The sequence below is a fragment of the Geobacillus subterraneus genome (assembly GCF_001618685.1).
GTDB lineage: Bacteria > Bacillota > Bacilli > Bacillales > Anoxybacillaceae > Geobacillus > Geobacillus subterraneus.
In genome coordinates this window covers 3,453,734-3,474,426 of the sequence record NZ_CP014342.1, presented here as the reverse complement: position 1 = coordinate 3,474,426, position 20,693 = coordinate 3,453,734, and the positions used below count along the sequence as shown (strand labels likewise).

The window sequence follows — 20,693 nt, the reverse complement described above, 5'->3', positions numbered from 1 at the left end:
ATATCATCAAATCCAACAACCGAAATATCATCAGGCACACGCAACCCCTTGGATTTTATTGCTTTTATCGCCCGATAGCCATTTCGTCGTTAGAAGCGAAAACGGCTGTCGGAGGCTGGTCAAGTGCTAAAAATTTCATCATCATGTTATAACCGCTTTCAAAAGAAAAATCGCCCTCTTGCACTAAAAATGATTCTACTGGAATACCATGTTGCGCCATAGCTTGCCGAAATCCTTTTAATCGATCGCGGCTCAATATAACATTTAGAGGTCCGGATATAAAACCAATTCTTCGATGCCCTAAATGGATTAAGTATTCTGTAGCTTTTCTTGCGCTGCTAATATTATCTATGGAAACAGTTGGAATTGTAGATCCTTCCAAGTACTCACACGCAAGAACAACAGGAAATTCACTAGCAATCTCTTCTAATACGTGTGATTCAAGCCTTGCCGTCAGCAGAATCATTCCATCTGCTTTTCTCTGGCGCAATATATTTAAATACCCACTTTCGCGCTCTATATTATTACCAGTGTCCCCAAGAAGGACTTCGTAATCGTTTTCAATTGCCACATGTTCTATTCCTCTCAATACCTTTGAGAAAAACGTGTTCGTAATATCTGGCACTACAACAAGTATTGTTTTTGTTTCTAATTTTCTTAGTTGTCTTGCTAACATGTTCGGCTGATAATTAAGTTTTCGTATTGCTTCCAGTACTTTTTCTGTCGTTTTTTTCACGTTTCCAGAATTGCTTAGAACTCTGGAAACAGTGGCGGTAGAAACGTTGGCTAATTTTGCTACATCGCTAATCCTTACCATTACCTATCTCCATTCTTTATGTTTGTCCTGAAATTATTGTAATCGATTACATTTTCAATTGCAACTATTTTTTTTTATTTTTTTATTTTTTCAATCTGCGTGACCATCATTTTTAACATATTTCGACCTCAAATAATGACATTTAAGGGGCTGCCACCCAAACTTTTGGGATTGAGCCCCTCTTTCATTTTATTAGCAAAACACCAATTACTCATCTTTCAGGAAAAGAGATAGTTTGACAAATCCATTTTTCCATTCTCTATGAATGTATAAATTATCAAGTGATAGAAATTATACTAAGTTTAAATGATATTATTTTTAAATTGCCCGGAACAGATTTAGAAAGTCTTCCTGAGTTAGACGCTATGACTGGAGATACAGCTGGACGTAAAATCCGCATATCATTCACCTCCTCCCATGTTGTGAAATGTTTTTTACACGTTACGCTACTCTCGTCAAGCATTAAAATGTTTTATATCGCCCTAAATCATCACACCACTGTTACTTTATCTTAGATTGTTGGCATAAATTAAGCGCAACACTTGTTTAATTTTCCGTTTTTCATAAGGGCAAGGACGTTTTCCTTTACGTATGCGATACATTGGACAATGATTCCCTTGGCATGCTGGACGAAAAAAACAAGCTTGGCAATGTTCATCTTGTTCTTCTCCTGACGTGACCCATAAAGCTAATTTATCGAAATCAACTTCCATTGTTCCATCAGCATGAAGCCATCCAACATGGTTATATTCCTCATGAAGGAAACAAGTACATTTATACACTTGACCATTGCGCCAATGACAAACGAATGTGGCTTAGCTGCATAACAAACTGCCCCAGTAGGCATTAACATCGACTCAATGATCGAACTCATATTTAACCCACGATTAATGCCAATTTCCGTAAACTCCCATATTTTTGTTTCTGCTGTACGATGGTCGCATATCAGCAAATCTTCATCGTTCGCTCCACCCCATTTTCCAACAGGGCGACAAAAAATTTGAAAGCGCGAATCTCCCGCAAAATAACCAGCTAACTCTTCTAAAAAACGCGGAATGTGTGAAAGATTGTCTTCATCAAAATTAATGCGAATACCCGTGGTGCTAGTTGAGTGTCAGCGCTCAACCAGCCTAGTGTGACCAAGGAATAAGCCAACAAGATGCCATCGAGTGCCACTTCAAACCGGCCATGGAATTCGCTCGAATGTCGGTGATCCGGTATGGTCTACGAGAATCGAAAACACCGTCTCGATGACTTTGCGTTTTTCCTGATCCATTCTTCCCATGCCTTGGATGGGCCGTGCTTTTGATGGTGTCGAGACGGTGTCCAGAACGCGGCTTGGTGTTCTTCGTACAGCTTTTCTCGAAGAGCGTGGCTGATGTACCCTTTGTCCCCAAAGTTGTAGGGATGAGGGATTTGAGTCATCACCGTTTCAGCGGCTTTGACGTCGTGGCAGGACGCTTCCGTCACGACATAGCCCATGGCCAGCCCTTGATTGGTCACTTGAAGATGCAGCTTGAAACCGTAGTACCATTGCTTTTTGGAAGCACAATACCCCATATCTGCGATCCCTCGAAATCGCTTGACGCGCTGCATTCTCACGGGATGGCACAACGGAAGAGGCAAGCTGTCGACGACCGCATAAGCATGGTGTTGGCCACGTTTCGCCAGCTCATGACGGATCCATTTGATGGCGAAACCAAGCGCCCGGCAGCGGCGGTTGTATCGGGAGCGTTCAAGAAACGAGCCGTTTGTGAACAAATTTCCCGTGACAAAACGATGCCAGGCTCGTTCGGAAGAAAAGCCCAGCAGCTTCCCCAAAAGGTGAACCGCCATGACCACTTCGTCTTCTTGCTTGACCAAGTGACGGTTGCGGCGATGAAGATCCATTTGAATCAACGACAGTTGGGCAGAAACAAAACAGAAAATAGCGGCATATTGTTTTTGAAGTTTGGCTGGATCTGTAGTAAAATGAAAGTGCTCTTGCATGGGGATCTCTCCTTTCGAATGTTGGGTGACACTTTCATTCTACTGGAGATCCGCCAGCAAGGGCTATTTTTATGCTTGATCAAGTTTATCTAGCACCACGGGTAAAATGTTCATTGTTCCCGGTAATACAAATGGAATAAAAGATAACTTGATCATGCCTGCCTCATTAAATCTTTCTACTAAAGATGGTATCCATAGAATGGGAATGGATGATATAAGCCCAACAAATAGTAACAAAAATAAACTATTTACTTTCTTTTACCGGCAATAGAAGCCTTGCTATATGAAAAACCGTGTTCAACATTTACACTTGCCATGACTAAAAACAAAATGAATGATAAGAAAATTATATACTTAAAGGAATACTGAAAATGATAGCCCCTACTCCAAATCCTATAAGTTTCGCTAAATTCCCAGCTATACTAATTTTCACCATACCGCCAAATAAGCGTTTCTCCTCTTCGAATATTTTTCTTTCCAAACTTCTTCCGACATACGAAGAAGAGAAAACTGAAATGGCGTATACAGCTAATAAGATCATTCCTTGATCACGAGTGTTGATTATCCAAAATTAGACATACGTCTTCCATAAATTTGGGCATACTCAAACAAAGCAGCGGCCATCCCGGATTTCCAATCGAGAGGAAGCTGCCCAGAGAAAAAACGGCGAACGAACGAAATGAAGGAAAGAGAGACGTTCGTCTGTTTTTTGGTTTGATCATACAGCCATCGCAGCAACACATACGCGATGAACGCCGCAAACAGTTGGTTGTATACCGCATTTTCCGTCGTGCCAAACAGGTCGGGACATTCAGATATTGCTTCACCCAATATTGCTTCACCCAACGGAAAGACCTCAACAGTTCAACGTTGTTGGTACATGTCGGCAATGGTTTCCGCAGACGCATGGAAGAGGTTCGTCACGACCCGAATGTCGCGGCCATTCGCATCTCGAAAGATCACCACCCGGTGACGCTTGGTGGAGCGGCATTGTTTCGTCCCAACTGGCACGTGAAGTCGGCTTGAACCGATGAGGATGTGCTGGAAAGGCGTTTCAAGCTTTTTTTCTGATGAAGTTCGATGTTGTCCTTCATCCGAATGACAAAGAGCTGATGCTGCTCCACAAATCGATCGAGGCGTTCGATTTTGAAATACGCCCGGTCTTCCACCAGCACTTGTTGAGCGTTCGTCAACTGTTCTCCCACCGGGCCATCATGACGCAGTCCGATGGTTTCCACCACGTCTGCCGGCAACGAGGATTCCGGCGAATACGCGACGTGCAGCTTCACTCCGGCGCGTTCGCCGTGATACGGCGCCCATGGCAGGCGGTTTTTCCCGACCGTGACGGTCGTCGAATCCACCACCCGAAGCGGTTTGGGAAACCGAAGCGAACGGCGGGTTTGGCGGTTGCACTTGGAATGATCAACGCCAACAAGCGTTTCATGATGTCATAGGGAACTTCTTTCGCTTTCTTGGATACTGTGGAATAATGGAATCGCGGCAATCCATACAGAGGCCCCACATCGGCTCCGTGGCGAAAGCTTTTCCATTGATGCATGGCGGCCAGCAGGAAGAAGTGAATCCACTCGCGCAACGTAAAGGTTCGAGACGAATCACGATACCCAACCGCTTCGGCAATCAGTTGAATCTCTTCATCCGAAACAAGTTTTTGCATCAAATTCGGGAGTGTGGTATGCTTGTTCATAGAGAGCACCTCCTGGGTTTGTTTGTGTCGCTACTCACATTCTACAGGAAAGGTGCTCTTTTTTCTATACCCTTTGGATTTTATTGGATAATCAACACGCCTGTAATTTTATCCCCTTCAACTTTTCGAATCCGTTGTACTTCGTCGGTCTTTCACGGCGGTCCTCAACAATGTGCGGCCTTTTTTGCAAGCTGACGTAAACATGATCGCACAGCATTTTCACAAAAAATCCCTTGCCTGCCGCAAGGGACTTCTCACTTTTCCCTCCACCGTTCGCTTGCTTCATCCGCCCGTTTCGCCACCGCCATCATGCTCATGATAACAAGCATCACGAATGAACCGACAAACATTCCCGCGATAAACGCGACCATGGCCCTCTCTCCCTTCTCTCGCAAACTCGTTATTGGCCATTCTTTCCGTTTGCATTTAGGCCTATACGTTGAGAGAGCTCTGTTCTATTATACGCCGCGTTTGACCGCCCGATGCTTTGTCCTTAACCAATGGCGGCAAACAAAGACGATCAAAAGCGCGAGGAGCGCCCCACATGAATCAATCGCCACATCTTTTGGCGTCGCCGTCCGCCCCGGCTCAAACGACTGGTGCCACTCATCGGTTGCCGCATACACGGTCGCAAACAGCCAAGCGCCCGCATACGCAAACCGCTTGGGCGACAGCGCCCGCCATACAAGCGCGGCCAAAATGCCAAATTCGGTCAAATGCGCCGCTTTGCGGATCAAAAAATTCAAAAATGACGACCCCTCTTCATCCCCACTGCCAAACGGCAAGTACGATAAAATCACCTGCAGCACATGCGCCGTATTCGCCCCAGTAAACCAGGAAGACTCGCTGAAGCTGTAAATGACGAGGCACCAGAGAATGACGGGGACCCAGCGGGAAAGGAAATCTCTCATCGTTCCACCTGCCAACAACCTTTTTCCCAACAAAACAAGGTACCTACACAACAAACGAAAGTAGACACCTTGTTCGCTGAACTCTTTATCATCATAACAGGGATGGTGATATTTTTCCATTTTCTTTTTTGAAAGTTGCTTCATCATTGCTTGAAAATCGTTCGCTCACAGGCTGGAAAGAAGACTTCTTTTCTCCGTTCCCCTTTGTTTATCTTTTTCGTTATCCCCTCGGACCAGTTACCACACCACATGTGGAACACTCCCCCATCTGCGCCTGCGCTTTGAGATGGTGATATTTCTGGGAACACCCGCCCTACGGCAAGCTGTCCACCAGGCTATCCACGTGCGATCCAAAGTTCAAATCCCTTCCAAACAAAAACAGTTTGCACACTATATCGAGTCCAAAAACCCCCATTTCGTCACGGTGCATAAAAAATGCCAAACCCCTCCTAAAGAGGGCTATTTGGCAGCTAACTAAATCTTCTTTCTTTTTCATCGTGTACGGACACAACAGTTTTGACACAAAACTTTGACAAGCTGTGAAGGAAACACCTATTTTCTTGCTGCAGGTTTCTTTCATTCCATTCCTCTACATGCTCCCTGTTTACGAAGACGAACTCTTTTTCACAGCGCTTAAGACGGAAGGAAAATCGGCCCATTCGGCCCTAACGGCCAACCCAGGAAAAACCAAACCACCAAAATCGCAATCCAAGCCAGGGCAAAGAAAATCGTATATGGCAACAACGAAGCCATTAACGTCCCCATCCCTACTCTCGGATTATACATTTTGGCAAACGACAATAAAATTGCAAAGTAAGGAAGCATTGGAGTGATCGGATTTGTGATGGAATCACCGATTCGGTAGGCTATCTGCGTAAAAGCTGGGTCATATCCTAACACCATAAACATAGGTACAAAGACCGGTGCTAAAATCGCCCACTTAGCTGAAGAACTGGCCACTAACAAGTTAATCAAGGCAGCGATGATCACAAATCCCACCACTAGACCGATGCCTGTCAACCCGATCGACTGGAGAAACTCCGCCCCTTTAATAGCAATAATAGGACCTAAATTGCTCCAGTTGAAATATGCAATCATCTGAGCGGCGACAAACGCCAGAAGAATATAAGGACCCATTGTCGCTAGAGCATCCCCGATCATTTTTGCCACATCTTTATCCGAACGAACTGTTTTGGCCCCCATTCCATAAAACAAGGCTGGAATTAGGAACAAAAACATAATAATCGGAACGAGTCCATTCATCAAGGGAGAGCCGCTTACCAAAGATCCTGTTTCTGGATTTCGTAAAATCGCATCACTGGGGAGGGCGAGCACCAGCAAAATCGCAATGTAAACAAGAGCAGACCAACCTGCCCAACGCAATCCTTTCTTTTCATCATCCGTTAACGGATCCATCTTTTGAACATCGCCTTCGTATTTTCCTAAACGAGGAATTGTGATTTTGTTCGTGACAACAGTGGCTACAATGACAAGTACAACAAATGAAGCCGCAAGAAAGTACCAGTTCATTGCTGGATTCGCTTTATAACTAGGATCCATCACTTGAGCGCCTACTTCTGTAAAACCAGCGACTAAAACATCCAGCATGTTGACAATCAAGTTAGCCGCAAACCCGCCGGCTATTGAGGCATAAGCCATAATCAAACCCGCCAATGGGTTGAACCCTATCCCCATCAGTAATAAGGCCGCAATAGGAGGCAAAACGACAAAAGCGGCATCCCCTGCCATATTCCCTAACATGCCAATGAAAATGACCGTCGGAATCACGTATCTCGGAGGAGTACTGGCCAACGCCCGCCTCATCAGAGCTTGAATAAGCCCGGTCGCTTCAGCCAGCCCCACACCAATCATGACGACCAATACAAGTCCTAAAGGAGGAAATTGAGCAAAGTTCGTCACCATGCCTGTTAAAATTTTGACCAATCCCTCACTCGACAACAAGTTGACCGCCTGAATCGTTTCATTCGTTGATGGGTTGACAGCAGAAAGACCGGCTGCCGCCGCAATAGCAGAAGCAATAAGAATCGCGATCGACAAAACAACAAACAAAGTCACAGGATCCGGAAGTCGGTTTCCGTATTTTTCAATTATATTAAGCATCCGGCTAAAAAACCCGCGCGGCGGCGTTTCAGGAGTAGGAATATTCACATTCGGCGCAGCCATTTCACATTCTCCTTTCCATTCATATCAGCAATGATTGAAATCGGCAACGGACGATAAACGAAAAAATGAACCGCAAAATCGATCGTCCGTCATTCCCCTCTCTGTGCTTTTCTCGCCATAACAGCATAGAAGAAAGGCAATAAAAGGCGAGTACGAACGTCTATTGGTTGGTCGCCCATTTGTTCTGGTTATATTCACTGAATTATCAATCTATTTTATTGTCAGCCGTTCTCCAAAAGAGAGAAACCGATAGCGTTCGTTACGCTCCTTTCTCTCGTACAGAACCTTCCTTTCCGGTCATAATCATACCGTATGCTTGATAGACCGAGCACCCGATGGCGTCGAGTCGCTTTCGCATCATCTCGAACTTGTCGGTCGAGTGCTCGGTGCACATAGTTTTTTATCCCACCAGTTAGTTCATACCGGGCGTTCTATAGGACTGGTGATTTAGTGAAAAATTGCGGAAAACAGAGCCTCTTCTCAAATTGAGAAATCCTGTAAAATCAACTTTTCTCTTTCAGCCGAAAGCAACGGGCTCGGCGAAACCAGCTGTTTTTCACCGGCCTTCTATAGATATATTGGCAAACAAAACGCACGCCCCATTCAAACAAATGCACTCCGACGCGGTGCCGCTAGTAAATATGCACGCTCCATTCAAGCTCCACACTCATTCGATCTACTGTGCCTCATCTCCTTATACAACAAGCATGAAGACGAAAGCGCGCCCATACCAGCATTGCTCTTCTCCATGTTCAGCTTGCCAACAGTTTCAACGTCGCGGCGACAAACATTTGCACGCCGATCTCAAGCGCGTCTTCGTCAATCGTAAAGCGCGGGTGGTGGTGCGGGTACACGATGCCTTTTTCTACATTGCCCGCGCCCACGTAGAAAAAGCTGCCGGGCGCTTTTTGCAAAAAGGCGGAGAAATCTTCGCCGCCCATGTTCGGTTTCAAGCGGGCCACTGCCTCTTCGCCGAACAGCTCGCGCGCCGTTTCTTCGATGACGTGGGTCACTTCATCGTAGTTAATGACCGGGCGGTATCCGTAGTCAAATTGAAACTCATACGAGGCGCCGTGCGCTTCGGTGATCCCTTTGACAATGCGCTCCATCCATTGCGGGACCGTCTGGCGCAGCTCGGCGTCGAACGTGCGCACTGTCCCTTGAATTTCGACTTCCCCTGGCAGGACATTATGGGCCGTACCCGCCACAAATTGTGTCACGGACAGAACAAGCGGCTCGAGCGGGTCGACATAGCGCGAGACGATGTGCTGCAAGTTCGTCACCACTTGCGCCCCGATGGCGATGGCATCGATCGTTTGATGCGGCATCGCCCCATGGCCGCCTTTGCCGATGATGCGGATGAAAAAGCGGTCCGGTGCGGCCATCATCGGCCCATACACAATGCCGATTTTTCCGCGCTCAAGCGGCGACCAAAGGTGGGTGCCGATGACGACGTCCACCCCGTCCATGACGCCAGCTTGCACCATCTCTTCCGCTCCGCCGGGGAACAGTTCTTCCGCGTGTTGGAACAAAAAGCGAATCTCACCATGAATGTGATCACGAAGCTGGGCAAAAATTTTCGCCGTCCCCAACAGCATCGCCGTATGGCCGTCATGCCCGCACGCATGCATGACGCCTGGGTTTTTGGAAGCAAACTTAAATGTGTTTTCTTCTTGAATCGGCAACGCGTCCATATCGGCGCGAATGGCGACGACCCGGCCTGGCTTTGGGCCGACAAGGCGCGCCATCACGCTCGTTTTCGTCGGCCGCGAAAGCTCAAGGTGGCCGAACGATTGCAGCGTCTCGTACACAAACTGCGCCGTTTTCTCTTCCTGGAACGACAATTCGGGATGGGCGTGCAAGTGGCGGCGCCAGGCGATGACCTCCTGTTTCACTTCATCGACGAGCCGTTTGATTTCTTCCTTTGTCATCCATAGTCTCCCCCTGTTCGTTTGTCTTTTTCGTTATTCCCGTTGGGCCAGTTGCCACACCGTATGATAAAGCACCTCTGCACCAGCAGCGCAGTCTTCTTTAGTGCTCCATTCCGCCGGACTATGGCTCACCCCATCTTGGGAGCGGACAAAGATCATGCCGATCGGGCAAATCGAAGCCAACTGTACGCCGTCATGGCCTGCACCGCTCGGCAGCCAAAACGGCAAATAGCCAAGCTTTCGGCACGCCGCCTCCGCCGCGCGCTTCACCTCATCGGAACATAGCACCGGCGGCATCTCTTGCAGACGCTCGGTTGTGAGGCGAACGTTCCGCTCCTTGGCGATCGTCTCTGCCCGCGCGGCTATGGCATTCCATACTTGATCGCGCACATCAGCCTTCAAGTCACGCAAATCGAGCACAAATTCGACCCGTTCCGGAATGACATTAATACCGCCCGGATAGACATGCAACTGTCCTACAGTACCGACCGTTGTTCCTGTTCGTCTTGCTTCCTCTTCAATGATCGCAATAATTTGCGCGGCGGCGGCCATCGGGTCGCGCCGCAATGACATCGGCGTGGCGCCGGCATGTTCTGCCTTTCCTTCGATGGTAAATTTCACCCAAATCAGACCGGCGATGCCAGTGACGAGGCCAACTGGAAGACCAGCCTCCTCCAGCACCCGTCCTTGTTCGATGTGCAGTTCGACATAAGCTTTCACCGTTCCTGGCTTTCGCGCTGCCTGCGGCAAGCGGTCCGGGTCAAGCCCCGCCTGTTTCATCGCTTCAGCGAGGGAAATCCCTTCCGCGTCGCGGCGCTCGAGCGCTTCCTGCGGCAGCATCCCGGCCATCGCGCGGCTGCCGATCGTGCCGAAACGAAAGCGCGCTCCTTCTTCGTCCGTAAATGCCACGACTTCAATTGGATGGTGCGTCACAACCCCGTGCTCGTTCATCGCCTGAACGACTTCCACGCCGGCCAACACCCCGAGCGGTCCATCAAAGCAACCGCCGTTGTAAACCGAATCGAGATGAGATCCAACAAGGACGACCGGGGCATCCGGATTCGCTCCTTCTTTCCGTCCGATCAAGTTGCCAGCCGCATCTTCATATACAGAGAGCCCCGCTTCGCGCATGTAGGAAGCGACGAAATCTTTGGCCCTCCGCTCTTCAGCAGTGAACGAGAGGCGCGTGACGCCGCCGCTTGGTTTCTTGCCGACCTCCCCTAGTTCCATGAGCCGCTGCCAAAGACGTTCCCCTTGAATCAAGCTATCCTCCCCTCACCTTAATTACGGATAATTTTCGGATATGTCCTTAATTATAACGGAAACAGAGTTAATTTTCAAATAATACAAATAATAAAAACACCTTCAAGACAACAAAAAACTTCTGCCTGACGCTAAAGGCAGAAGCTGATCGAGCAATTATAAGAAAATGCGGTATACTTTGCGCGGACGCCCGCGCGGATACGGGTTGGTCTCCCCGGCCACTTCGGCAAGGCCCACAGTCTCCAATTGGTTTAAAATCCGGCGGGCGCTGCGCGGCACAATCCGCATGTAAGAAGCCAACTCATGCGCTTCGATCTCGTTGGTTCCGCGTTTTTGCAATATGGCTTTCAATTTGCAGAGCGTCGCGGCGCTTAATCCCGTCCGCTCCGCCAGCTGCCGCAGTTCTCCGCCGCCGAGCGAATAGCGGAGGTGCACACTTTTTCCTAACGGACCCGAGATCGTTCCGTCATCAAACACCACCATCCACGCACCCCGCCCGCTTTGTTTCGCATGCAAAAACGCCTTCCCAGCCTGAATTTCGGCCTCATACGCCGTTCGGCCGATGCCGATTCCGCACGCGATGACCTCGCCGTCAAGGAGCCCCGTCTCCTCCGCCGAGGGGACCGTTTTATAGCCTTCGGTGATCTCTTTTAATGCACCTCTTGTCGTAAAAATGACATAGCGGCCCGGTCCGGCGCTTTTGAGCGACCCTTGGACTTTTTTTGCATACCGTAGCAATTTTTCTGTTGTCTTCATCTCCAGACGATATATGTCATCGGTCGAAAATGTCTCTGGGGAGGCCGCCTGCATCGCATCGACTTCAATCATTTGCACGGCGATTTGCGCATCTTGCGCCTGCAGCATCTGTCCGGTGCGAATGATTGTTTGGATGACCGCTTCCACCGCCGAGCGGGCAGGCAATACCCGATACACCGGCATCCCGAGTTTCTCCAGTTCAAGATGGGCTGTCCGCAAACAGGTGACCGCTGCTTCCGTTTTCCCTTGTTTCCAAAGGGTGTAATGATAGTCGGACAGTTCCTGGGCCGAAATGCCTCCCTCGTAATGCTTGACGTATGGAATCGGCTCTTCGATACCCGCCTCTTCCAGCAGCCGTTCGATTTCGCGACGCTCGTACGTGTCAAAACTAAGTCGGCTGACCGGAATCTGCGCAGTATAGTGCGCCTGCAGCAGTGTGCGGTACAAGCTGGCACCAATATGTGGCACATAAAACAGCGGCGCATCGACCTCACCGGACTGCTTCACGATCGAATACGGCACTTGTCCGGAGAACAGCCACATATCAACTTCTGACGCGAGCGGGCGGATCAAATCGATCACTTCACTTTCATCCCAATACACAACGGGAACGCAAACAAGCTCTTTGTACTCTTGCGCCACCGCCTGAATCATGGACAGCGAATCGTCCGCACCAAACAGACCTAAGCGAATGCGGATGATACATCCCTCCTTTTGCCGCCTGCTCATAGCGGCGGGAAAAGACGGCTTCTTCAGCCGCTCTCTTCCCCGCCTGTCTCCGCTTTCAAAGTGGCGGACTGCGACCCCACGTTTTTCCATAAAGCCACCACTGGAAACCTAACCTTCTCTTTCTTTGAAACGACGATTGATGCCCCCGCGCCCGCCGGCATGTCTACTATCCCACTTCCATCGAACGGACAGGCCGCCTTATTCCCTTTTTTACAAAAAAGCCGTCGTGGCGATGCGAACGGGACAATTAAGCGGCATCCCTATTCGCATTGTTTGCGGAAAAAGGCAGCTGAGGCGCACTGGAGAACGTCAACAGCCCGATCCACTTTCAGCTGCCTATGCCCCACCGGCCGCCCAATCGACTCGTAGATTAAGCCGGCGGCTTCGGCCGCCTTCGGGTCGTAGCAATTCCGTCCATCCACCACAAGCGGTGTTTTCATCAGCGTCTTGTAGCAGTGAAGGTCAAATTGCAACACAGCCGGCCATTCGGTGAAAATGAAACAAACATCCGCGCCGCGAATGGCTTCCTCGATCGTCTCGCAACAAACAACCGCATCGCCAAAACGGCGCGAGACATGACCGAGGGCGGCCGGGTCCCAGACGCGCACGACTGCTCCTTCGGAAATGAGCCGCTCGATGTTCGCCAAGGCAGGAGACTCGCGCACATCATCGGTGCCCGGCTTGAATGCGGCGCCAAGCACGGCGACCGTCCGGTTGCGGAAATCCCCAATGTGCAGACGCGCTTTGTCAAGAAGTTTCCATTTTTGTTTCTCATTGACGTCGATCGCCGCCCATACCGTTTTGAGCGAATAGCCGTGGGAAGCCGCCAAGGAATAGAGGGCATTTGCATCTTTCGGCAGGCATGAGCCTCCATACCCGACGCCGGCGCGCAAAAAGCGGCGGCCGATGCGCGGATCCATGCCGATTCCTTCCGCCACCGCCTGAATATCAGCGCCTACCAACTCGCATACATTGGCGATCTCGTTGATGTACGAAATTTTCAACGCCAAAAACACATTGGCCGCATACTTGATCATCTCAGCGCTTCTCCGGTCCGTCACGACGTACGGGAGGGCAAACGGGGCGTACAGCTCCTTCATCACCCGTTCAGCCCGGTCCGAATCCACTCCCAATACAATGCGCGGCGCCTGCAGTGTATCGCGCACTGCCGTTCCTTGCGACAAAAACTCCGGGTTGGATACGACGTCGAATTTCACCTCCGGCCGTCCGTTTTCCGCCAAAAAACGGGCGGCTTCATCGCCAGTGCCGACGGGCACGGTCGACTTGATAACGACAAGGCAATCGCGTTCGGCCGCCCCGGCGATGCGTCGCAATGCGCCCCATACATCATCAAGCCGCACAGACCCGTCCGGCTGCGGCGGCGTGCCGACGGCGATCATGATCACTTCCGCCCGTTGATACGCTTCCACATCGTTGGTCGTAAAGCGAAGGCGAACGCCGTTTCGCTGAATAAGCGAGTCAAGCCCCGGCTCATAAATCGGGACGATCCCTTCATTTAATAGGCGAATTTTCTCTTCGTTCACATCGACGCATGTCACATCATGCCCTTTATCGGCCAGACAAGCCGCGGTCACAAGTCCAACATATCCCGTTCCCGCAATCGCTATCTTCACGATTCCTCACACCTTTTCATCCATTGCGGCGATCGTCGCTTGTCCTCATTATATCGAATCGCCTGCCGGTTTTCACGGGTTCCGCCCCGTTGCTCGAACAAAAAACTATTTTCCACACAAAAAAGAGAATGCCCCAAAAGCAACGAGGCATCCTCCCTTCTTCCATATATATACATCAGACGGATTTTATATTCATATTATTCCCCCGACCGGGCGTACATGACCTTTTGAGTCAGCCCTTTACGCCGCATGTTTCCGTTTCGTTGCGGACGGCCGATCGATCATCAAGCCAAGCGCAGCGCCAATCAGCGCAGGGACAACCCAGCCGAGCCCGACTGAAAACAGCGGCGCCCATGAGAGGAGCGGTTCTAACCATGCCGTCTCCAGCCCGATCGTTTTCAAACCGTCATACAGGCTGAACATGCCGGTAAAGAGCAACGCCATCCCGTACACTTTCGCCGAACCACGGTAAAAGCGGCGGAAAAACGACAGGGCGACGAGCACGATCGCCAATGGATACAGCATCGTCAACACTGGAACGGAAACAGCGATCAACGCATTTAAGCCGAGGTTTGACATCAAAAAGCTAAATAAGGTTAATACAATGACATACGTTCGGTACGAAACAGTCGGGGTGAGCTCTTGAAAGTATTGCGCACAAGCAGCGACTAGACCAACCGCCGTTGTTAAGCAGGCAAGCGCCACGATCACGCCCAACAGCAACTTCCCTCCGCTGCCAAACAGCAGCGATGACACGTATGACAATAGCTCGGCTCCGTTGGCAAAGGAACCGGCACCCGCCATTCTAGAGCCAATGATGGCAATGCCGCCATAAACGAGCGCGAGACCCAATCCGGCGATCAACCCGGCTTGCATCGTCGCTTTTGCCTGCAACGCCGGCCGGTCCACCCCGCGGTCACGAAGCGCATGAATGACGACGATGCCAAAGGCAAGGGCCGCGATCGTATCCATCGTTAAATACCCTTCGAGCATCCCTTTCACAAACGGCGCCGAGGCGTACTTCTCAGCCGGCATCGCCTGCGGGTCGTCAAGCCGGATTAAACCGGCAAGGCAAAGCACGGCAATCGAAAGCAGCAACACCGGCGTCAACAGCTGACCGATTCGATCCACAAGCTTCGACGGGTTTAAGCTGAGCCAGTACACAAGGGCGAAAAAGAGGCCGGTAAACAGCCACATCACCAAAGATCCGCTCTCAGGGAAAAACGGCTTCGCTCCGATTTCATAGGCGACGCTAGCCGCGCGCGGGATGCCGAAAAACGGGCCGATCGCCAAATACACCGCGAGTGAAAAGCAAAGGCTGAACAGCGGATGAACGGCGTTGCCGAGCGAACGGATGCCGTCTTTTGCGAACGCCACCGCCGCGACTGACAACAGCGGCAGCCCAACACCGGTGACGATAAATCCAAGAACCGCCGGCCATACGGCCGTTCCTGCTTCCATCCCTAAATACGGAGGGAAAATCAAGTTCCCCGCGCCAAAAAAGAGAGAAAATAGCATCAATCCTGTAAACAACACATCTCTCGTCTTCATTGTATCCCCCATTTCTATTCCATCAAAAATGAATTGAATATTCTGATATATAACAAAACAATAGTACTAATTAGAATAACAGGCGATTATTATTATCCTAATCCTTTATAAATATTATACTTTTTTAACTATTTTGTCAACCAACTTCCGCCCTTTCGCTCCCTGCAGCCCTCAGGCAAACGCCCTGAAAAGCGAATGATCCTCTGCCGTCAGCCAGCGGTTATCCAAACAAGACGAAACAACAAAAAGCGCCCCGAAAATCGGGGACGCTTTTTGTCATGCCGCAGCAAATCCGTTGTCCACTTTTTTAGAAGGCTGGTGAAAAACAGCGATCACCCCTAGCTGACGTCGGATGACGTGAAACGAGAAGCTGATGCCAACAGGTTCTCAATTTGAGAAACAAGGTGGTGAAGCAACCTGCTCCTTTAATCACCGGTCTTTTCCAAAAGGCCGTGCGATTGAACATAATGACGTACGGCATTCACGATGGCCGTCGTCACTGCTTCTTGATAACCGTTTGTCGCCACGACTGCAGCGTCCGACCGATTGCTTAAATAGCCGAGCTCAAGCAACACGGACGGCCGCTCGTTTTCCCGCAACACGTAATAGTCGCCAAAGGCGAGGCCGCGAAACGGCAAGATAGAGAGCTGTGAGAACGGCCCTTCGAATGATTGCGCCAAGCCGTAATCAGCAAACCGGTCGTAGTAGTAAACGGTGACACCGGAAGCGTCCCGGTCCGCCGCGCTGTCGTAGTGCAAGCTAATAAACGCATCGGCCTGGTACAAGCGGGCGGCGGCAACGCGCGCCGACAGCGGCACATAATCATCACCAGCGCGCGTCAATACAACACGCGCTCCATATGTTTCGAACTTTTCTTTCAGCCGCTTAGCCGTTTCCATCGTCAACGTTTTTTCTGTTACGCCATTGATGCTTTGCGCCCCGCCGTCTTTGCCGCCATGGCCGGCGTCAAGCACGATCGTTTTTCCGGCGAGCGCCTGAATGGGTCCGCGCGTCCAGCTGTCTACATAAAGGCGGGAGTCGCTAGGCGCGATGGCTGAAGGCAGCGAGCGGCCAGCCGACTGGGGCACTTCCGCTTCCTTTTCATTAGCTTGTCCACCCTTTACCTGCACATATGCGGATGACACCCACCCATCAAGCCCTGTTTGGGAGGCAATTTTGTACCATCCCGGTTTCTTTTCCACAATCTCGACCTCTTCGCCCCGGACAAGGCGGCCGACGCGCGCTGCCTTCAATGACGGCTCAGCCCGCACGTTGAGCGAACTGGCGTTGACGATTCCGGTTTGATGCGAAATCGATGACTCCCGAGCTGCAGTGAGGTATGCTGAAGACACCCAGCCGATCGCACCGTCTGCGATCACTTCCGTCCATTCCCCATCTTCCTTGATGATCCATACCGTTTCTCCCCGCGCCAAATGCCCGATAATTCGCCCATCTCTGCTCGGCTCTTGTCGAAGGCGGAGTCGGTTTTCTTGCACGATGGCCGTCTCTTTTGCCAACGTGACGTACCGCGCGGCGATCCACCCGGTTCGATTCGGTTTCCACTCGATGTTCACCCATCCATCCTTGACCTCGATCAGCCGATACGCCTCGCCACGGTGAACGTTCGCCAATGGACGGTACGGCACCCCCGGTCCTTGGCGGACGTTCACCTGATCCGCCGTCACCACCGCCAACTGAGCGGTTTTCCCACTCTCCCCTTTCGCCCCCACCGGCCAAGCAGCCGCAGCCAGCCATAGCAAACAAAACAACAGGGCGAGCCATATTCCTCGCCTCATGCGCATTCCCTCCCCCGTTGTCTCCAATTTGTCTACTATATCGTTCGCGCACAACGGGGAATTTCCTGTCTGTCACTTGGGAAAACCGCTCGACAAAACTAGCGGGGCGGCATCCATCAACCGACAATAGCTCTCCTTTTTCTGCATGATGCCTCTTCACACGACAACGGCAGCCACAACGCGCAACCCAGTCGAACCATCCAGCTACGGCCGACATACCACCATCGCTTCTCTAACCGATGTCCGAATGGATAAGCCGTCCCCATGAAGAAACACGCAGAAGCGCCAAAAGCGCTCCGTGCTCCAACGGGAGACGGTGTCCTTTGTCGCGCTGGAACCATTCAATGACGCGCATTCCATTGGGAAAACGGTGAATGAACAAGCACCAAAGTGTTTCAAAAAATCCAAAATATTATAAATACTTCATACCCTCTATTTTTTGGTAAAACGTCCGTCTCGCCACTGCTTGTTCGTTGTAAGACAGCGATTCATCCAAAAATCGCTGCACCATTTGCGACAGCTCATATTTTTGGCCAAAAAAGCGGCGCTGGCGCACCCGTTTGATTTCATGATTCTGCTGTTTGTTCATGCAGCACTTCTTATACTTTTTCCTACTTCCACACGGGCATGGGTCATTCCAGCCGATCGACATGCGTCATCCTCCTCTCCCATCTTTCTTTTTTCAATATTTCCATCAATAATGTTTAAATTCTACTATGGACAGGATAAACTACTATTATACAAAACGTTTATCCGAAAGGAGACGAGGGCTATGAACCCCGACAATCTTGCTAAACTGATCGACGAATTGTCTGCCATGTTCCATCCGACAGAGCGGGACCGTCCACACGGCAGATGGGTTGAGGCGCCAAAGAGCGCACCCCCCTCCAAACGGCGGCGGTCCAAAACAGCCTACCAGCTGAAAATCACATTAAACGGCATCCGCCCGCCGATTTGGCGGCGCGTCCTTGTTCCCGGACATGCGACATTTCACGAGCTTCATCTCATCATCCAAGAAGCGATGGGATGGGAACAAGCCCATTTATACGAATTCGATTTCGGAAGCGTTCTCATCGGCATCCCTGACGGCTGGGATTCGTTTCAGCTGGAAAAAGAACTGATGGACGCCCGCCGCATCCCATTACAGCAATGGCTGACGGAAGAAAAACAAAAGTTTCTATATATTTACGATTTTGGCGACTACTGGCGCCATACCGTCACTGTTGAAAAGATTGAAACACTCCCAAAACCGTTGGAACGCGCCGCTTGCCTGAAAGGAAAACGGGCGTGCCCTCCCGAGGATTGCGGCGGCGTCTATGGCTACCTGGAGCTGCTGGAAGCGGCGGCGCAAAAAGACTCTCTTGCCGATCCCGAATTGCGCGAGCTGGTAGACTGGATGTACGACATGAAAGGCGAAGATTTTGACCCTGATGCCTTTGACGTCGAGGAAGCGAACGAGCGGCTGGCCTATATCCGATTGTAACGCATGCGAAAGAAGGTATCCGTCATCTCTCAAGGGCACCTTCTTTCGCACCCATCTGTCCTTTGTTGCCTGCTTTGTCCATCGCCTTACAAAAATCCCCGTTCGGCAAACGTCTCCCAGACGAGCTCCTCGAGCTCCTTGCGCAACTCAGCTGCATCGACTCCTTCAAGCAACCCGTCCTTTTTCCATGTTCGGATCGCTTTGTCGATCAAGCGATGGACTTGATCAACGTCCCAGCCCTCGCAATCAAACAACTCCTCAACTTGGTCAAGCCATTCCTCAATCGCACGGTCCAGCTCATCGCCATCCTCCATCCCACCGTCGTCGAACCAGATCTCATCACCGTCATCCCCATCGTCAAAGAGCCACTCATCATCATTCTCGCCCTCATCATCTCCATCATCGAGCAACTCTGTGCGAAATAAAAACAATTCCATCACAGCGGCTTCCACTTCCTCTACAGGAACGCCGTAGTGTTCCGCAACCTTTTCCATATTGACAAATTCTCTTCCAGCCATTTCACTCGCCAAATAACGGAGTGCAGCCGCATACACAGCAGGATTCTTGATGACCGGTTCATCCATTTCGCAATATGCGCGCCAAAGGAACGCAGCCTCGCTGAGCACTAGGGAGGAGGTTGTTTCTTCCTTTTTCTTTAATTCGCGAAAAACATCATCTTGATCTCGATCCCCCCAGTCCTTTTCGCTCAGCAGCTGCCACAACAGCTCATGGACCGCTATTTCAAGCAATTCCGGAAACGACTCGCGCAAAAACACTTCACACGTTTTCATATCCGGATTCCATTCCGCTTGAAGCGCCCGCGCAAGCCGATCCTTCCCGCTCTTTGGAATCGGCAGCACCTTCATGAAGTACGCCCACTCGTCCCCATGCGGAACGAGGCATCCTACTAACACGTCCCCCTCCCTAGCAGACGGAAGCTCCTCCGGCGTCAAAAAACGGACGTACTTTTCTTTTCTGGTCAACAGATCGCGTACAAGGAAACGCCGCTCATCCTCGATATGAATGATCTCGTCAAACGACGGAACCGCCTCGTCCCATCGCTTCAAATGAGTTTGCACTGCTGGACGCCACCGCGTGCGGCGCCGGCTTCTCATATAGGCTGAAAAAATTGTCATCCCTTTGTCATCAACGTGTCTGTGAAAAATCGCCCAGTTCGTCAGCAATAAATTGGCGCTGGTCTCCAGCTCGTTAGGAAGCCCTTGAAATGGAGAACCAGACATCATGAAAGCAAGCTCTTCCTCATATCGCTCTAACGCAAACGAAAACACATCTTGCATACATTTGGCCACTTCACGGTCAATTAGAGATTCTATCGATACTGCTTCTTTCTTCCCACAACAATGCTTGTACGTTTTCCCACTGCCGCATGGACAAAGATTGTTTCGCGATGCCTTCACCATATAGCTACCTACTTTCTTTGTATCATAGTCATTGAACGTTCTCCCCCTCTACGCTAACGCTCGGGCCAGCTAAACACTTTGGGGAGACATTCACGATCAACGTGTGATGGAACTGCTTTCAGCAACACATATCGCAAGCACTTTGGGACTTCCGTCGCTCATGTCGAGAACATCGATTCGCATTCCATTTTTTATCAAAAGGTGCCCTTGGCTTTTTCAAAACATGCCATATTTCCTTCTCCAAGGAGAAATCAGCCAATCCATGATTTTCATGCCGGTTGACACTCCGCACTCCTAAAGGTGTAGGATTCTTGGATCATTCGCGTCCTCATCCGTTTCTCGGTAAAACGAGAAAAACCCTGCTTCTCAAGCACACGTTATGGTGATGGACCAAAATCCTAAGAATGTCAACTACCCCCACTTAGCTAACGCTTGAAGTGGGGGCTTGCAACTCCCCAGAAGTGCAAACGGACTTCGTCCTCCTTCCTTGACTTGGGGTTGCATCAGGGGGCAGGTTGACGAC

13 protein-coding genes and 4 pseudogenes are annotated in these 20,693 nt (G+C 50.5%); 1 reads left to right on the top strand and 16 read right to left on the bottom strand.

The window, feature by feature from the left end; genetic code table 11:
• Positions 1 to 64 precede the first annotated feature (64 nt).
• The 15 genes and pseudogenes from GS3922_RS00005 to GS3922_RS18235 form a co-directional block, all read right to left on the bottom strand.
• Positions 65 to 817, bottom strand: coding sequence for a LacI family DNA-binding transcriptional regulator (locus GS3922_RS00005; protein WP_417935455.1), 753 nt, complete (start codon positions 815 to 817; stop codon positions 65 to 67).
• Between the two features lie 506 nt (positions 818 to 1,323).
• Positions 1,324 to 1,910: pseudogene (locus GS3922_RS16920) on the bottom strand (SPASM domain-containing protein); the annotation flags it as partial.
• 35 nt (positions 1,911 to 1,945) lie between these two features.
• A pseudogene (locus GS3922_RS16915) lies at positions 1,946 to 2,806 on the bottom strand (IS982 family transposase); the annotation flags it as partial.
• 561 nt (positions 2,807 to 3,367) lie between these two features.
• Positions 3,368 to 4,511 (bottom strand): annotated as a pseudogene (locus GS3922_RS16910) (IS4 family transposase).
• Positions 4,512 to 4,765: 254 nt separating this feature from the next.
• Positions 4,766 to 4,882, bottom strand: coding sequence for a DUF3789 domain-containing protein (locus tag GS3922_RS18240; RefSeq protein WP_011232702.1), 117 nt, complete (start codon positions 4,880 to 4,882; stop codon positions 4,766 to 4,768).
• 87 nt (positions 4,883 to 4,969) lie between these two features.
• Positions 4,970 to 5,422 (bottom strand): VanZ family protein, encoded by a 453-nt coding sequence (locus GS3922_RS16905; protein ID WP_063164651.1) that lies wholly within the window; start codon positions 5,420 to 5,422, stop codon positions 4,970 to 4,972.
• Positions 5,423 to 6,055: 633 nt separating this feature from the next.
• On the bottom strand, positions 6,056 to 7,606 hold the full coding sequence (locus GS3922_RS16895) for an AbgT family transporter (protein WP_082816502.1): 1,551 nt from the start codon (positions 7,604 to 7,606) through the stop codon (positions 6,056 to 6,058).
• Between the two features lie 752 nt (positions 7,607 to 8,358).
• On the bottom strand, positions 8,359 to 9,537 hold the full coding sequence (locus GS3922_RS16890; RefSeq protein ID WP_063164649.1) for a M20 family metallopeptidase: 1,179 nt from the start codon (positions 9,535 to 9,537) through the stop codon (positions 8,359 to 8,361).
• Between the two features lie 33 nt (positions 9,538 to 9,570).
• Positions 9,571 to 10,800, bottom strand: a complete 1,230-nt coding sequence (locus GS3922_RS16885) for a hydantoinase/carbamoylase family amidase (RefSeq protein ID WP_063164648.1) — start codon at positions 10,798 to 10,800, stop codon at positions 9,571 to 9,573.
• Positions 10,801 to 10,956: 156 nt separating this feature from the next.
• A complete protein-coding gene (locus GS3922_RS16880) occupies positions 10,957 to 12,375 on the bottom strand; it encodes an ArsR family transcriptional regulator (protein ID WP_225995684.1) in 1,419 nt (472 codons plus the stop codon).
• A 170-nt stretch (positions 12,376 to 12,545) separates the two neighbouring features.
• Entirely contained in the window at positions 12,546 to 13,919 is a 1,374-nt protein-coding gene (locus GS3922_RS16875; protein WP_063164646.1) for a UDP-glucose dehydrogenase family protein, read from the bottom strand.
• Positions 13,920 to 14,159: 240 nt separating this feature from the next.
• Positions 14,160 to 15,470: a branched-chain amino acid transport system II carrier protein gene (brnQ, locus tag GS3922_RS16870; protein WP_063167254.1), complete on the bottom strand. Its 1,311-nt coding sequence runs from the start codon at positions 15,468 to 15,470 to the stop codon at positions 14,160 to 14,162.
• A gap of 425 nt (positions 15,471 to 15,895) precedes the next feature.
• Entirely contained in the window at positions 15,896 to 17,266 is a 1,371-nt protein-coding gene (locus tag GS3922_RS16865; RefSeq protein WP_063167253.1) for an N-acetylmuramoyl-L-alanine amidase family protein, read from the bottom strand.
• Between the two features lie 412 nt (positions 17,267 to 17,678).
• Positions 17,679 to 17,855, bottom strand: a complete 177-nt coding sequence (locus GS3922_RS18035; RefSeq protein WP_014195142.1) for a hypothetical protein — start codon at positions 17,853 to 17,855, stop codon at positions 17,679 to 17,681.
• 18 nt (positions 17,856 to 17,873) lie between these two features.
• Positions 17,874 to 17,918, bottom strand: a pseudogene (locus tag GS3922_RS18235) (SEC-C metal-binding domain-containing protein); the annotation flags it as partial.
• A gap of 120 nt (positions 17,919 to 18,038) precedes the next feature.
• Between GS3922_RS18235 and GS3922_RS16855 the strand changes: the two are divergent.
• Entirely contained in the window at positions 18,039 to 18,749 is a 711-nt protein-coding gene (locus tag GS3922_RS16855; protein WP_011232727.1) for a plasmid pRiA4b ORF-3 family protein, read from the top strand.
• Between the two features lie 86 nt (positions 18,750 to 18,835).
• On the opposite strand, the gene GS3922_RS16850 is transcribed toward GS3922_RS16855, so the two are convergent.
• The gene (locus GS3922_RS16850; protein WP_015865238.1) at positions 18,836 to 20,170 is read right to left on the bottom strand and encodes an SEC-C domain-containing protein; all 1,335 of its coding nucleotides are present in this window, start codon (positions 20,168 to 20,170) and stop codon (positions 18,836 to 18,838) included.
• Positions 20,171 to 20,693 lie beyond the last annotated feature (523 nt).

What these genes read in the sequence shown, in the direction of transcription:
- GS3922_RS00005 (WP_417935455.1), bottom strand. Translation starts at nt 817, where the DNA reads ATGGTAAGGATTAGCGATGTAGCAAAATTAGCCAACGTTTCTACCGCC.
- GS3922_RS18240 (WP_011232702.1), bottom strand. Translation starts at nt 4,882, where the DNA reads ATGGTCGCGTTTATCGCGGGAATGTTTGTCGGTTCATTCGTGATGCTT.
- GS3922_RS16905 (WP_063164651.1), bottom strand. Translation starts at nt 5,422, where the DNA reads ATGAGAGATTTCCTTTCCCGCTGGGTCCCCGTCATTCTCTGGTGCCTC.
- GS3922_RS16895 (WP_082816502.1), bottom strand. Translation starts at nt 7,606, where the DNA reads ATGGCTGCGCCGAATGTGAATATTCCTACTCCTGAAACGCCGCCGCGC.
- GS3922_RS16890 (WP_063164649.1), bottom strand. Translation starts at nt 9,537, where the DNA reads ATGACAAAGGAAGAAATCAAACGGCTCGTCGATGAAGTGAAACAGGAG.
- GS3922_RS16880 (WP_225995684.1), bottom strand. Translation starts at nt 12,375, where the DNA reads ATGGAAAAACGTGGGGTCGCAGTCCGCCACTTTGAAAGCGGAGACAGG.
- brnQ (WP_063167254.1), bottom strand. Translation starts at nt 15,470, where the DNA reads ATGAAGACGAGAGATGTGTTGTTTACAGGATTGATGCTATTTTCTCTC.
- GS3922_RS16865 (WP_063167253.1), bottom strand. Translation starts at nt 17,266, where the DNA reads ATGAGGCGAGGAATATGGCTCGCCCTGTTGTTTTGTTTGCTATGGCTG.
- GS3922_RS18035 (WP_014195142.1), bottom strand. Translation starts at nt 17,855, where the DNA reads ATGAACAAACAGCAGAATCATGAAATCAAACGGGTGCGCCAGCGCCGC.
- GS3922_RS16855 (WP_011232727.1), top strand. Translation starts at nt 18,039, where the DNA reads ATGAACCCCGACAATCTTGCTAAACTGATCGACGAATTGTCTGCCATG.
- GS3922_RS16850 (WP_015865238.1), bottom strand. Translation starts at nt 20,170, where the DNA reads ATGGTGAAGGCATCGCGAAACAATCTTTGTCCATGCGGCAGTGGGAAA.